Source organism: Dechloromonas hankyongensis (assembly GCF_022012295.1).
Taxonomy (GTDB): domain Bacteria; phylum Pseudomonadota; class Gammaproteobacteria; order Burkholderiales; family Rhodocyclaceae; genus Azonexus; species Azonexus hankyongensis.
The window spans coordinates 1,379,832-1,393,095 of the sequence record NZ_JAKLTN010000001.1 but is presented as its reverse complement, the minus strand read 5'-3'; the positions used below and the strand labels follow the sequence as shown (position 1 = coordinate 1,393,095).

12 protein-coding genes and 1 pseudogene are annotated in these 13,264 nt (G+C 67.0%); 5 read left to right on the top strand and 8 right to left on the bottom strand.

Going from position 1 to position 13,264, the window contains the following annotated elements; all coding sequences use genetic code 11:
• Positions 1-5: 5 nt before the first annotated feature.
• Positions 6-209 (top strand): YbdD/YjiX family protein, encoded by a 204-nt coding sequence (locus tag LZ012_RS06645; RefSeq protein ID WP_275708868.1) that lies wholly within the window; start codon positions 6-8, stop codon positions 207-209.
• A gap of 66 nt (positions 210-275) precedes the next feature.
• Positions 276-1,316 (top strand): CobW family GTP-binding protein, encoded by a 1,041-nt coding sequence (locus LZ012_RS06640; protein WP_275708866.1) that lies wholly within the window; start codon positions 276-278, stop codon positions 1,314-1,316.
• Positions 1,317-1,398: 82 nt separating this feature from the next.
• Here the strand turns inward: LZ012_RS06640 and mscL are convergent, their stop codons facing one another.
• From mscL to LZ012_RS06620, 4 genes are all read right to left on the bottom strand, one after another.
• Positions 1,399-1,824, bottom strand: a complete 426-nt coding sequence (gene mscL / locus LZ012_RS06635; protein WP_275708863.1) for a large conductance mechanosensitive channel protein MscL — start codon at positions 1,822-1,824, stop codon at positions 1,399-1,401.
• A gap of 69 nt (positions 1,825-1,893) precedes the next feature.
• Positions 1,894-3,069, bottom strand: coding sequence for a pyridoxal phosphate-dependent aminotransferase (locus LZ012_RS06630; RefSeq protein WP_275708861.1), 1,176 nt, complete (start codon positions 3,067-3,069; stop codon positions 1,894-1,896).
• Between the two features lie 45 nt (positions 3,070-3,114).
• Positions 3,115-3,999 carry a universal stress protein gene (locus LZ012_RS06625; RefSeq protein ID WP_275708858.1) on the bottom strand — a complete coding sequence of 295 codons (885 nt, stop codon included), beginning with the start codon at positions 3,997-3,999 and terminating at the stop codon, positions 3,115-3,117.
• A 34-nt stretch (positions 4,000-4,033) separates the two neighbouring features.
• Positions 4,034-5,740: a cation:proton antiporter domain-containing protein gene (locus tag LZ012_RS06620; protein WP_275708856.1), complete on the bottom strand. Its 1,707-nt coding sequence runs from the start codon at positions 5,738-5,740 to the stop codon at positions 4,034-4,036.
• A gap of 207 nt (positions 5,741-5,947) precedes the next feature.
• Between LZ012_RS06620 and mtnA the strand changes: the two genes are divergently transcribed.
• From mtnA to dmeF, 3 genes are read left to right on the top strand one after another with little or no spacing between them, the layout of a single operon-like run.
• Positions 5,948-7,036 (top strand): S-methyl-5-thioribose-1-phosphate isomerase, encoded by a 1,089-nt coding sequence (gene mtnA / locus LZ012_RS06615; protein ID WP_275708854.1) that lies wholly within the window; start codon positions 5,948-5,950, stop codon positions 7,034-7,036.
• Entirely contained in the window at positions 7,029-7,658 is a 630-nt protein-coding gene (locus tag LZ012_RS06610; protein ID WP_275708852.1) for a class II aldolase/adducin family protein, read from the top strand. Before mtnA ends, LZ012_RS06610 begins: the two co-directional genes overlap by 8 nt.
• Entirely contained in the window at positions 7,655-8,623 is a 969-nt protein-coding gene (gene dmeF / locus LZ012_RS06605; protein WP_275708850.1) for a CDF family Co(II)/Ni(II) efflux transporter DmeF, read from the top strand. The genes LZ012_RS06610 and dmeF overlap by 4 nt, the downstream gene beginning before the upstream one ends.
• A gap of 100 nt (positions 8,624-8,723) precedes the next feature.
• Here the strand turns inward: dmeF and LZ012_RS06600 are convergent, their stop codons facing one another.
• From LZ012_RS06600 to LZ012_RS06585, 4 genes and pseudogenes are all read right to left on the bottom strand, one after another.
• Positions 8,724-9,458, bottom strand: coding sequence for a flagellar brake protein (locus LZ012_RS06600; protein WP_275708848.1), 735 nt, complete (start codon positions 9,456-9,458; stop codon positions 8,724-8,726).
• Positions 9,455-10,323 (bottom strand): annotated as a pseudogene (locus tag LZ012_RS06595) (NAD(P)-dependent oxidoreductase). The gene LZ012_RS06600 and the pseudogene LZ012_RS06595 overlap by 4 nt, the downstream one beginning before the upstream one ends.
• Positions 10,305-11,171, bottom strand: coding sequence for an NAD(P)-dependent oxidoreductase (locus LZ012_RS06590; protein WP_275708846.1), 867 nt, complete (start codon positions 11,169-11,171; stop codon positions 10,305-10,307). Before LZ012_RS06590 ends, LZ012_RS06595 begins: the two are co-directional and overlap by 19 nt.
• A 61-nt stretch (positions 11,172-11,232) precedes the next feature.
• A complete protein-coding gene (locus tag LZ012_RS06585) occupies positions 11,233-13,176 on the bottom strand; it encodes a putative bifunctional diguanylate cyclase/phosphodiesterase (protein ID WP_275708844.1) in 1,944 nt (647 codons plus the stop codon).
• Positions 13,177-13,264 lie beyond the last annotated feature (88 nt).

Genomic DNA, 13,264 nt, shown 5'->3' with positions numbered 1-13,264 from the left:
GACCGATGTTTTCGGACCTCGCCCGCGTCGGCAAGTATCTCGGCCAGGCCGCCCGACTGATGGTGGGCGTCCCCGACTACGACGCCTACGTGCAGCACATGCGGCTGACCCACCCGGAGCAGCCGGTCATGAGCTACGAGGAGTTCTTCCGCGAGCGCCAGGAGGCCCGCTACGGTGGCGCCGACGGGCGCCCCGGCCGCTGCTGCTGAACGGGCGGCGCACCGCATCCGCCCCGGACGGCAGACCGCCGCCCGGGGCAACCTCACGAGATGACCATGAACCCTGACCTGACCCTGATCCCGGTCACCATCCTCACCGGCTTCCTGGGCGCCGGCAAGACCACCCTGCTCAACCGCCTGCTGGCCGCCAGCGGCGAGACACGCATCGCCGTCGTCGAAAACGAATTCGGCGCCGTGGGCATCGACAGCGGCCTGATCGCAGACGCCACCGGGCGCCCGGACATTACCGTCGTCGAACTGGCCAACGGCTGCGTCTGCTGCAGCGTACGCGGCGAAATGAGCCGTGCCCTGGCCGATCTGGCCGAGCGCCGCGCCGCCGGCGAACTGCATTTCGACCGCCTGCTGCTGGAAACCACCGGCGTCGCCGACCCCGCTCCGGTCGCCCAGGCCTTTTTCGTCGACGAAGGCGTGCGCGACCGCTACGTGCTGGACGGCATCGTCACCCTGGTCGACTGCGTGCATGCCGAACGGCAGCTCGACGAGCAGCGGGTGGCCGCTGCCCAGATCGGTTTCGCCGACCGCCTGCTACTGACCAAGACCGATCTGGCGGACGCCGCGCAGATCGACGCCCTCATCGCCCGCCTGCGGCAAATCAACGCCCGGGCGCCGATAGCCCCGTCGCCGACCGCTGCGACAGAGGTCCGGGCGCTGCTGCAACTCAACGCCTTCCACCTCGACGAAGTGCTCGAAGTCGATCCGGGCTTTCTCGCCGGCCATCACCCGAACGGCCTGGCGCGCAGTGGCCAGGCTGCTCCGCAGACCGACGGGCATTCGTGGAACGACGACGTCTCGTCGCTGGTCCTCAGCCACCCCGGCGCCGTCGATCTGGAAAAGATCGGCGCCTTCGTCGAAGACCTGCTGGAGCGCTACGGCAACGACCTGCTGCGCTACAAGGGCGTCCTCGCCGTGCAGCAGCGCGCCGAACGCCTGATATTCCAGGGCGTCCATCGCATTGCCGGCTTCGACTACGGCCGGCCGTGGGGCGAGGCGGAAGAGCGGGCGGGCCGCATTGTCATGATCGGCCGTCGGCTCGACCAGCCGGCGATCCGCGCCGCCTTCGCCGCGGCTTGCGCCTGAGCAACAGTCGCCGGCCATTTGGTCCGCTGGAATTGAAAAAGCCGCTGAACAGCGGCTTTTTTCTTAGGCGGAAGTGCGTCGGCTACTTTTTCAGCGAATCGCGGATTTCGCGCAGCAGCACGATGTCTTCCGGGGTGGCCGGGGCTTCCGGCGCTGGCGCCGGCTCTTCCTTGCGCAGGCGGTTCATCTGCTTGACCATCATGAAAATGATGAAGGCCAGGATGATGAAATTGACCAGGATGGTCAGGAAGGAACCATAGGCGAAAACGGCAATCCCGGCTTTCTTCAGGTCGGCCAGCGTAGCCAGGTTGTTCGGATTGTCGCCAAGAACGACGAACAGGTTGGAGAAATCCAGCTTGCCGACGACGCGGCTGACAATCGGCATGATCAGGTCGCCGACGATGGAATCGACAATCTTGCCGAAGGCGCCGCCGATGATGACGCCGACCGCCAGGTCCATTGCATTGCCCTTGACGGCAAATTCCTTGAACTCCTGAATCATTCCCATGCTGTTCCCTCCGTGGCGTGATTGACGCTTTGATTATTCTCTCCGGCCAAGCAGCCGGTCAAGCAATTTTCATAACTGCGATTTAGCCGGGAAGGCCTTGCCAAGCCGCTCGACGGCTGCCCGCAGCGTCTCCTCGCGCTTGGCGAAACAGAAGCGCACCACGTTGTCATCCCGCCCGTCGGCATAGAAGGCGGAGACCGGAATGACGGCGACGCCGACCTCCCGGGTCAGCCATTCCGCGAAGGCGCGGTCTGGCAGGTCGGAGATGCGGTCGTAGCGCGCCAGCTGGAAGTAGGTGCCGCGACAGGGCAACAGTTCGAAGGGCGTCGCCGCCATCAGTTGCCGGAAGAAATCCCGCTTTTCCTGATAGAACGCCGCCAACCCGAGATGGCGCGACGCATCCTGCATGTACTCGGCGATCGCCAGCTGCGACGGGGCATGCACGGTGAACACGTTGAACTGGTGCACCTTGCGGAATTCCGCCATCAGCGCCGCCGGGCCGACCACGTAGCCGATCTTCCAGCCGGTGATGTGGTAGGTCTTGCCGAAGCTGGAGACGACGATGGTGCGCGCCGCCAGCTCGGGATGGCCGCACAGACTGACATGCCGCTCGCCGTCGAACAGGATGTGCTCGTACACCTCGTCGGACAGGATCACGATGTCGGTGCCGCGCACCAGTTCGGCCAGGCGGTCCACATCGGCCGCCGTGAGCAGGCTGCCGGTCGGGTTGTGCGGCGAATTGACGATGATCATCCGCGTTTTCGGCGTGATCAGCGACGCCACCTGCGCCCAGTCCGGCGCGTAGTCGGGGAATTGCAGCTGGGCATGCACCGCCTTGCCGCCGACCGTCTCGATGGCCGGCACATAGCTGTCGTACACCGGTTCGAAGACGATGACTTCGTCACCCGGCCGGACGAAGGCGGCAACGGCGGTGAAAATGGCCTGCGTCGCCCCGGCCGTGACGGTGACCTCGGATTCGACATCGAAGCGCGTGCCGTACAGCGCCGCCACCTTGTCGGCGATGGCCTGGCGCAGTTCCGGCAGGCCGGCCATCGGCGGGTACTGGTTGCGGCCGGCCAGCATGTGGCGGTGCATGGCGTCGAACAGCGCCGGCTCGGCCTGGAAATCGGGGAAGCCCTGCGACAGGTTGACGGCGCCGCACTCGGCGGCCAGCCGGCTCATCACGGTGAAGATGGTCGTTCCCATGTCCGGGAAGCGGGAGTCGATGCGGACGGCGGTTTCCATGGCGGGCGACGGACGATGATCAAGCGGCCACTATGCCACAGCTGTTCACCGGCAGACGAGGACGTCGCACTGCGATTCAGCCAGCAGGTGCTTGGTCGTGCTACCGAGCAGCAGTTCCTCGAACATCCCCTCGCCGTGCTTGCCGACCACGATCAGGTCGCAGTCCGATTCCTGTTCCTGCTCCAGAATTCGCTGCGACACGTCGCCGGGCACGACGAGTTGGCGAATCCGCTCCGGCGCCAGGCCGCTGGCGGCGACCAGGCGATCCAGCCCGGCCCGCGCCCGCTCGGCGGCGAGGGCGCGGTAATGGCCGATCTTGGCGTCATCGACGCCGGCATAGCGCAGCTGCCCCTCGAAGGGCACGTCGAAGGCGTGCATCACAGTCAGCTTGGCCGTCGGTGCCAGCATCGCCGCCAACTGCAGCGAGCGCAGCGCGATGGGCGAAAAATCGACAGGCACCAGCAGGTGGCGGTAGGGCTCGTGCGGTGGTTGCTTGACCACCAGCACCGGGCAGCGCGCGGCGCCGAGCAGGCGTTCGGCCGTCGAGCCGAGCAGGATGTGGCGCAGGAAACTGCTGCCCCGCGCGCCGAGCACCAGCAGGTCGGCCGACAGCGCATCGGCGTGGGCGAGCAGGCTGGGCAGCAGGTCGCCGTCGGTCACGGCGACCGCCGGTGCGACGCCGTAACGCCGGTGAATGGCCTCACCCAGCACCTGCAGCGTGCCGCGCAGGCCGTCGAGCAGGGCCTGTTCGATCCCGCCCTCGCCGGCCGCCAGCAATTGCCGCAACTGTTCGAGCGGGGCGCGGCCGGTGACGTGGACCAGGGCCAGCCGGGCATTGACCCCGGTGGCGACCAGGGCCGCCCGCTCGGCGGCATGACGTGCCGGCGCCGACAGGTCGGTCGCCGCGACGATGTTGTTCAATGCTGCCATCCGGATGCCTCCTTTCGCTTCAGGCGACGACGGTTCAGGCCTTGCCGGCCAGCTCCGCTATCCGCCGCGACACATGGCCGGCCATGCCCTTGGCCAGCTCCTCTTCGCCGAAAAAGACCGTGCCCAGCCCTTCCTTGCGCAGCAGGGCCGACTCGGCCTCGCCGTGGGTGCGCAGCACGATGTCGATGTCCGGGTTCAGCGTGCGCGCCACCTCGGCCATCTTCCGCACGTCGATCGCGTCCGGCGTCGCCACCACCAGCATCGCCGCGTCGGCGATGTGCGCCTGGATCAGCACCGCTGGCTCGGCGGCATCGCCCGACACGGCGGGGATGCCCTTCTGGCGCAGGCTTTCGACCAGCTCCCGGTTCTGCTCGGCGACGACAAAGGGGATGTCCAGCCGGCGCAGATCCTCGGCGATGCGCTGGCCGACGCGGCCATAGCCGACCAGCACGACCTGGCGCTCGAGGTATTTGCGCTCCGTCGTCATCGGCAATTCAGCGTAGGGGTCGCCGCGCTGCTCCAGTTCGCGGGCCAGCGCCGAGCGGCGCAGGATCCACCGACGCAACGGGTCGATGGCCGAGAACATCACGGGGTTGAGGGCAATCGAGAACAGTGCCCCGGCCAGGATCAGGCTCATTCCCTCCGCCGACACCAGGCCGAGCGCCTGGCCGAGGCCGGCCAGGATGAAGGAGAACTCACCGATCTGGGCCAGGCTGGCGGCAACGGTCAGCGCCGTGTTCAACGGGTAGCGGAAGACGAGGACGATGGCCAGCGCGGCCAGTGTCTTGCCGAGCATGATGATGGCGACGACGCTGAGCACGCGCAGCGGCTGCTCGACCAGGATGCTGGGCTGGAAGAGCATGCCGACCGAAACGAAGAAGAGCACCGAGAAGGCGTCGCGCAAGGGCAGCGATTCCTCGGCCGCACGGTGGCTGTATTCCGACTCGCGCATCACCATGCCGGCAAAGAAGGCGCCGAGGGCGAAGGAAACGCTGAACAGCTGGGCCGCGCCGTAGGCGATGCCGATGGCCGCCGCCACCACCGACAGCGTGAACAGTTCGCGTGAGCCGGTGCCGGCCACCTGCCAGAGCAGCCACGGAATGACCTTGCGGCCGACGATCATCATCAGGCCGATGAAGGCACCGACTTCGAGCAGGGTCTTGGCGATGGTGATGGCGAGCGAACCGCCGGCCGCCCCGCCCGCCGCCGTGCCGCCCAGCATGCCGGCCAACGGCGGCAGCAGGACGAGGACGAGAACGGTGGCCAGATCCTCGACCACCAGCCAGCCGACCGCGATGCGCCCGTTCATGCTGTCGAGCACGCCGCGCGCTTCCAGCGCCTTGAGCAGGACGACGGTGCTGGCGCAGGACAGCGACAGGCCGAACAGCAGACCGTGTCCCCAGTCCCAGCCCCAGGCCGTCGCCACGCCCAGGCCGAGCAGGGTCGCACAGCCCATCTGGACGACGGCGCCGGGCACGGCGATGCGTTTGACGGCGAGCAGGTCGCCGAGCGAGAAATGCAGCCCGACGCCGAACATCAGCAACATCACACCGATTTCGGACAACTGCGCGGCGATGTTCAGATCGGCGACGAAGCCGGGCGTTGCCGGTCCGATCAGGATGCCGGCGACCAGATAGCCGACCAGTGCTGGCAGCTTGATGCGCTCGGCGATGAAACCCAGAATCAGCGCCATCCCGAAGCCGGCGGCGAGAGTCGTGATCAGTGAGATATTGTGATCCATAATGCCTTTCTGTTTAACCGATTAGCTTTTATCATCGGCTCGCCTTCCGTTCCAGCGAGGCAAAACGGAGCTTCGCTCAGATAAAACCGAACAGTTGATCAACCAACTACGGTTTTTGTTCATAGCTTGACCGCTTTTTTCCGTCGCAGTTGCATCGGTTTGCCGCTACCGCGCCCGGAGCGCGCCCCCTGTGCCAAAATGCGCCCCATGAACATCGACGGCATCCCCACTCGCACGCTGCGCGCCCACCCCGAGCGGCGCGTCATCGACATCATCGACCAGACCCGGCTGCCGCATGCGCTGCACTGGGTCCGCGTCGCCACGCTGGAGGAAGCGGCGCACGCCATCCGCGCCATGCAGGTGCGCGGCGCCCCGCTGATCGGCGCCACCGCTGCCTACGGCCTGGCCATCGCGCTCGATTTCGAGGCCTCCGACCGGCGCCTCGACGAAGCGGTCGCCGTGCTCGGCGCCACCCGCCCGACGGCGGTCAACCTGCACTGGGCGCTGGCCCGCATGGAAAAGCATCTGCGTCCGTTGCCGGCCGAGGCACGTTGCGCCGCCGCCTGGATCGAAGCCGCCGCCATCGCTGAGGAAGACGTGGCGCAGAATGCCGCCATCGGCCAGCACGGACTGAAACTGTGGAACGATCTGATCGTCGCCGACGGCCAGACGCTGAACATCATGACCCACTGCAACGCCGGCTGGCTGGCCACCGTCGATTGGGGCACCGCCCTGTCGCCGGTCTACGCCGCGCACGACGCCGGGGTGCCGGTGCACGTCTGGGTCTCCGAAACCCGGCCGCGCAACCAGGGCCTGCTCACCGCCTGGGAGCTGGAACAGCATGGCGTGCCGCACACCCTGATCGCCGACAACGCCGCCGGGCTGCTCATGCGCTCGGGCAAGGTCGATGCGGTGATCGTCGGCGCCGACCGCATCGCCGCCAACGGCGACGTCGCCAACAAGGTCGGCACCTACCTGAAGGCGCTGGCCTGCGCCGACAACGGCATTCCCTTCTACGTCGCCGCACCGCGCTCGACCCTCGATTTCGCCTGCCGCGAGGGCGCCGACATCCCGATCGAGGAACGCGACGGCGACGAATTTCGCCTGGTGCATGGCCTCGACCAGCACGCCCAGCCATCCGCCCTGCGCCAGCTGCCGGCCGGCGAGGATGTCGCCAACCCGGCTTTCGACGTGACGCCGAACTGGCTGGTCAAGGCCATCATCACCGAACGCGGCGTCTGCCCGGCCAGCCGCGAAGGGCTGCTCGCCCTCTACCCGGAAGAAGCCGGTGACTGACCCGCGACTTGACCTGATCGCCGCCGCCCAGGCCATGCAGCCGGCCGGGCTGAACAAGGGCACCTCGGGCAACGTCAGCGTGCGCCATGGCGACAGCTTCTACATCACGCCGACCGGCATGCCCTACGCCCAACTGGTCGCCGACGACATTCCGCTGATGGCCCTCGACGGTTCGCACCAGGGCGCGCGCAAGCCGTCGTCGGAATGGCGTTTCCACCGCGACCTCTACGCCGCCCGGCCGGAAGTCGGCGCCGTGCTGCACGCCCATTCGCCCTTCGCCGTCAGCCTGGCCTGCCTGCGCCGCGACATTCCGCCCTTCCACTACATGATCGCCCGCTTCGGCGGCGACACGATACGCTGCGCCGACTACGCCATTTTCGGCTCGCCCGAACTGTCGGCATCGGCCATGACCGCCATGGCCGGCCGCCAAGGCTGCCTGCTCGCCAACCACGGCCTGCTCGTCGCCGGCCGCGACCTCACCGAAGCCCTGGCGCTGGCCATCGAACTCGAGGAGTTGTGCGAACAATACTGGCGTGCCTGCCAGTTGGGCGAACCGGTCCTGCTCTCGGCTGGCGAGATGGCCGATGTCCTCGTCAAGTTCGCCGGCTACGGCCAGCAATGAGCCGCCCGCACGACCTGTCGCGCTGGGCCCACCGGCACCAGTACGGTACCGGCAACGCGGCTGCCGAACGCAGCACGCGCCTGGTGATGTGGATCACCATCGCCACCATGCTGGTCGAGATCGTCGCCGGCTGGTGGTTCAATTCCATGGCGGTGCTCGCCGACGGCTGGCACATGAGTTCGCACGCCCTGGCCATCGGCCTGTCGGCCTTCGCCTATGGCGCCGCCCGCAAGTACGCCGACGACCCCAGCTTCGCCTTCGGCACGTGGAAGATCGAAGTCCTGGCCAGCTACAGCAGCGCGCTCTTCCTGCTCGCCGTGGCCGCTGCCATGGTTTTCGGCTCGCTCGAACGGCTGTGGTCGCCGCAACCCATCCATTACCCGGAAGCGATGGGCGTCGCCGTCGTCGGCCTAGTCATCAACCTGGTCTGCGCGCTGATCCTCGGCGGCGCGCACGCGCACGGCCATGAGCATGGACACGGCCACGATCACGGCCATCACAGCCACCACCATGACCACCATCACGATCTCAACCTGAAGGCCGCCTATATCCACGTCGTCACCGACGCGTTGACCTCGGTGCTCGCCATCGCCGCGCTGGCCGGTGGCTGGCTGTGCGGCTGGGCCTGGCTCGACCCGGCGACCGGCCTGGTCGGCGCCGTGCTGGTCGCGCTATGGGCGAAGAACCTGATCGTGCAGAGCGGCCGGGTGCTGCTCGACCGCGAAATGGATCACCCTGTGGTCGACGAAATCCGCGAGGTCATCGCCGCCTTGCCCGCCGACAGCGGCACGCAACTGACTGACCTGCACGTCTGGCGAGTCGGCAACGGCGCTTATGCCTGCGCCCTCAGCCTGCTCACCCACGACGCCACGCTGACGCCGCTGGATATCCGCCAGGCGCTCGGCGTACATGAGGAAATCGTGCATGCCACCGTCGAGATCCACCGCTGCGACGAATGCGCCTGAGCGGCAGGCGAGATCCCCGCCCTAGGACACGGCGCTGCCCGCCCCCGCAAACCCGCAGGGCAAGAAACAGGCGCGGCCCATCGCTTGCGGTGAGCGCCTTCTAAAGCAGTTCGTTCCGTTCGCGCTCGACCCGGGCGATGTAGCGCTGGATGCGGTTCTGATCGGCTGGCGGCAGGTCGTTGAACTGCAGCCCGAGGCGCCACTGACGCTGGCCGGAACGCCCTTCCAGTTCGGTGACGTGGCGCAGGGTGGCGGAGAAGCGAAGGTCGTGCTCGTCCTCGGGCAGGGCGAAGCGACAGTTTTCCAGCACCGTGCCGGGCACTAGGCCGTCCGGCAGCATTCCCGCGCTCAGGCCGACGCCGGCCACCGAGATATCGTGTCCAGGCTGGGTCAGCAGCGCGCCGCCGGCCAGCCGGCCCAGGAAGGACAGCGGCCGGCCACGCGGCGTCTCGATCCGGAAGGTGTCGCGGCGTTGCAGGCGGACCAGGGTTTTCGGCAAGGCCACCGCGAAGGCTTTGCTGCCGCTGAAGAGAATCTCTCGGGCGCGGCCGGTGGCGAACTGGACATGGATGCCGTGCGGCCGGCCGACGAAGACATTGCGCTCGCTGGCCAGGAAGCGCTGGTTGAGTTCATTGCTGCCGCTGCAGTCGAAGACCAGGCCCTTGTCGTGATGGGCGGAGAGCAGGGTGGTCAGGAACAGCTCGTTGCCGAAGTGCACGGAAAAGCGATCGCCGTCGCGGGCAAAGCCGCTGAGCATGAAGCCGACCGGCCGCGCCCCGCTGATTTGGAAGCGGTCCTCGATCTCGGCTTCGGACAGTTGTGCAATCTGGCTCATGTCGCTTCGAGTACGCGCAACAGTGAGGCCGTATCGTCACGTCCCCAACCTTGCGCCATCAGTGCATTCAACTGCTGCCCGACGACCGCTGTCAATGGGACCGGAACGCCGCTTTGCCGCGCCGCGGCGAGCACCAGGCCGAAATCCTTGTGATGCAGCCGCGCCTCGATGCCGGCGGAAAAATCGCGGCGCACCATGCGATCGCCCATCACGTCTAGAACGCGGGAGGCCGCCGAGCCGCCGGCCAGTGCCTGGCGCACCTTGCCGCAATCGACGCCTGAGGCGGCGGCCAGCCGCATCGCCTCGGCCGAGGCCTGGATAGCGGCAACCATGATCATCTGGTTGCAGGCCTTGGCGACCTGCCCCGCCCCGTTCGGCCCGACATGGACGATGCGCTTGCCGAGACATTCGAGCAACGGTCGCACCCGTTCCAGCACGTCGGCATCGCCGCCGGCATAATGGCCAACGTGGCGTCGATGGCGCCCTGCCCACCGCCGGAAACCGGCGCGTCGAGCATGTGGATGCCTTTCTCGGCCAGCCGGGCCGCAATGCGGCGAGCGACGTCCGGGGCAATGGTCGAGCAGTCGATCAGCACCGAACCCGGCGCCATGCCGTCGATCAGGCCATCCTTGCCGAGCGCCACGCCTTCGACATCGGCGCTCGACGTAATGACGGTGAACACCACCTCGCAACACCGTCCCAGTTCGGCCGGCGTGGCGCACGGCGTTGCCGGCAGGCCGGCAGCACTTTCCGGGCGGCGCGCCCAGACGAACAATTCATGCCCTGCCCGCTGCAGGTGCAAGGCCATCGGGCGCCCCATGACGCCCAGGCCGATGAAACCTACTTTCATTCCTGTCCCGACAATTTTTCCAACAATTTGAGCACGGCGATGGAGTCTTCCTCGCCGTAGCCGCTGCCGACCATGGCGTTGAACATCTGCGCCGTCGCCGCCGAACCGGGCAGGCAGAGGCCCAGTTCATGCGCCGTCTGCATGACGATGTTCAAATCCTTTTCATGCATCCAGCTCTTGAAACCGGGTTTGAAATTGCGATCCAGCATGCGCTGGCCGTGGTTCTCGAGGATGCGCGAATAGGCGAAGCCGCCGAGCAGGGCCTCGCGCACCTTGCCGCCGTCGACGCCGTTCTTGGAGGCGAAGGCCAGGGCCTCGGCCACCGCCAGCACGCCCATGCCGGTCATGATCTGATTGGCCGCCTTGGCCACCTGGCCGGCGCCGGACTGGCCGACGTGGATGATGTTCTTGCCCATGCAGGCGAAAGCCGGCTGAGCCTTGGCAAAAGCCGCTTCGCTGCCGCCGGCCATGATCGACAATGTGCCGGCGATGGCACCGACTTCGCCGCCCGACACCGGCGCATCGACGAAATCGATGCCGGCCGCGGCCAGTTCCTCACCGATCTTGCGCGCCGCGCCCGGTGCGATGGTGCTCATGTCAACGGCGACCAGGCCCGGCTCCGCGGCGCTGGCGACGCCGCGCATCACTTCGGCAACATCCGGCGCGTCAGCGACCATGGAAATCACCAGTTCGTTGCCCTTTGCCGCGTCGGCCGGGCTGACCGCGGCGCGGGCGCCAGCGGCAAGCAGCGGCTGCATGGATTCGGCGCGGCGCGCCCAGACGGTGACCTCGTGGCCGCCCTTGATGAGATTGAGCGCCATGGGGCGCCCCATGATGCCAAGGCCGATGAATCCGATTTTCATGCTGAGCTCCGTGTCGAGAAGCCTCGATTTTAGGCGACCACTCGCTGCGGTCCAAGCGGGATCAGGCCGGCAACGCCGCCAACAGCCCGAAACCGCCGAAGCCGACCACTTCCTCGGCCGACGCCGGCTGGTAGAAATGGAAGCCCTGCACCCGCTCGCATTCCAGGCTGCGCAGGAATTCGGCCTGGGCAAGGTTTTCCACGCCTTCGGCGACCAGCTGCAGGCCGAGCGAGCGGCCGAGCAGGACGATGGAGGTGAGCAGCGACGCGGCATCCGGATCGCTATCGATATCGGCCAGGAACGAGCGGTCGATTTTCAGGCGATCGAGCGGGAAACGGCGCAGGTAGGCGAGCGACGAATAGCCGGTACCGAAATCGTCGATGGCCAGCCGCACACCCATGCCGCGCAGTTCGGCCATCGTCGTTATGGCCGCGTCCACCCCGTGCATGATGGTGCTCTCGGTGATTTCCAGTTCCAGACGCCCGGCATCCAGGCCGGTCTCGGCCAGGATGGCGCGCACCGACTGGGCGAACTCCGGCTGGCGGAACTGGTGGGCCGAGATATTGACTGCCATCTCGCCCATGTCGATGCCCTGGTCGATCCAGGACCTGGCCTGACGACAGGCGGTGAGCAGCACCCAATGGCCGAGCGGCAGGATCAGGCCGCACTCTTCGGCGACCGGGATGAATTCGGCCGGGCCGATCAGGCCGCGCGTCGGATGGCGCCAGCGGACCAGGGCTTCGACGCCGACCACCTTGCCACTAAGCAGGTCGATCTGCGGCTGGTAATGCAGGACCAGCTGGTTGTCGGCCAGCGCCCGCCACAGTTCGCTCTCCAGATGCAGACGGCGGGTCGCGGCGGCCTTCATCGGCTCGGTGAAGAATTTGTAATTGGCCCGGCCGTTGGCCTTGGCGTAGTACATCGCGGTGTCGGCATTGCGGATCAGCGTCTGCGCATCGCGGCCGTCCTCGGGGTAGAGGCTGATGCCGATCGACGGCGTCATGTGCAGGGCGTGGCCGTCGATGTCGCTCGGCTCGCCGATGACCCGGCTTAGCCGGCCGGACAGTTCGATGACCGTTTCTTCGCTGCGCAGACGGTCGATGAAAATGACGAATTCGTCGCCGCCCAGGCGGAACAGCCGCTGGTGGTGGCCCATCTGGCCGCTCATGCGGCGGGCCAGCTCGCCGAGCAGACGGTCGCCGGCCGGATGTCCCAGTGAATCGTTGACGGTCTTGAAATTGTCGAGGTCGATGATCATCAGCGCCATGCGATCCATGCCGGGCACCGCCGCCTCGATCGCCGCGTGCAGGTGGGCATCGAGGGCCAGCCGGTTGGGCAGGTTGGTCAGCGGGTCGTGGCGGGCCAGATATTCCAGCCGCTGCGCCTGGGCCTTGCTTTCGCTGATGTCGCAGAAAACGGCGACGTAATGCGAGACATTGGCGCCATCCTGGCAAATGGCCGCGATGCGCATCTGCTTGGGATAGATGGTTCCGTCCTTGCGCCGGTCCCAGATTTCGCCTTCCCAGCAGCCGTTCTGCGCGACGAAATCCCAGATGCTGCGGTGCATGGACAGACCAAGATGGTCGGCGCTGAGCCGGGTCGGCGTCTTGCCGATGACGTCCTCGGGCCGGTAGCCGGTAATGGTCGTGAAAGCGGCGTTGATGGACAGGATGCGCTGCGCGTTGTCGGTCACCATCATGGCTTCCGAGGCGTGATCGACGACCAGCCGCTGCAAGGCAAGGCGCGCTGCTCCCTCGTGCTCGGCCCGTTGCAATTGGCGGCCAGCCCGCCAGACCAGGGCGGTGAGAAGCAGGCCGAGCACCACGACGAGCAATTTGGGCGGCAGATCGGCCCGTACCCCCCAGTCGCCGAGCGGCTGGAGCGCGGACTTGGCCGAACGACCGAGCAGCCACAGGTCGTGGCCGATCACGCACCACACTAGCACCAGCGCCGCCAGGGCGAACAGGACGAATTTGCGGCCGGCAACGGCCGGAAGCTGAGTCAAAGTTGCACTACCAAAACAGGAAGATGATCGGCAGTGTAGCCGAGGCAACTATAACTTTCAGCCTAATTGTGAGCGGGCCGCCCCAGAG

Excerpts from the sequence above, each read along its gene's own strand:
- LZ012_RS06645 (WP_275708868.1), top strand. The coding sequence starts at position 6 with ATGTTTTCGGACCTCGCCCGCGTCGGCAAGTATCTCGGCCAGGCCGCC.
- LZ012_RS06640 (WP_275708866.1), top strand. The coding sequence starts at position 276 with ATGAACCCTGACCTGACCCTGATCCCGGTCACCATCCTCACCGGCTTC.
- mscL (WP_275708863.1), bottom strand. The coding sequence starts at position 1,824 with ATGGGAATGATTCAGGAGTTCAAGGAATTTGCCGTCAAGGGCAATGCA.
- LZ012_RS06630 (WP_275708861.1), bottom strand. The coding sequence starts at position 3,069 with ATGGAAACCGCCGTCCGCATCGACTCCCGCTTCCCGGACATGGGAACG.
- LZ012_RS06625 (WP_275708858.1), bottom strand. The coding sequence starts at position 3,999 with ATGGCAGCATTGAACAACATCGTCGCGGCGACCGACCTGTCGGCGCCG.
- LZ012_RS06620 (WP_275708856.1), bottom strand. The coding sequence starts at position 5,740 with ATGGATCACAATATCTCACTGATCACGACTCTCGCCGCCGGCTTCGGG.
- mtnA (WP_275708854.1), top strand. The coding sequence starts at position 5,948 with ATGAACATCGACGGCATCCCCACTCGCACGCTGCGCGCCCACCCCGAG.
- dmeF (WP_275708850.1), top strand. The coding sequence starts at position 7,655 with ATGAGCCGCCCGCACGACCTGTCGCGCTGGGCCCACCGGCACCAGTAC.
- LZ012_RS06600 (WP_275708848.1), bottom strand. The coding sequence starts at position 9,458 with ATGAGCCAGATTGCACAACTGTCCGAAGCCGAGATCGAGGACCGCTTC.
- LZ012_RS06590 (WP_275708846.1), bottom strand. The coding sequence starts at position 11,171 with ATGAAAATCGGATTCATCGGCCTTGGCATCATGGGGCGCCCCATGGCG.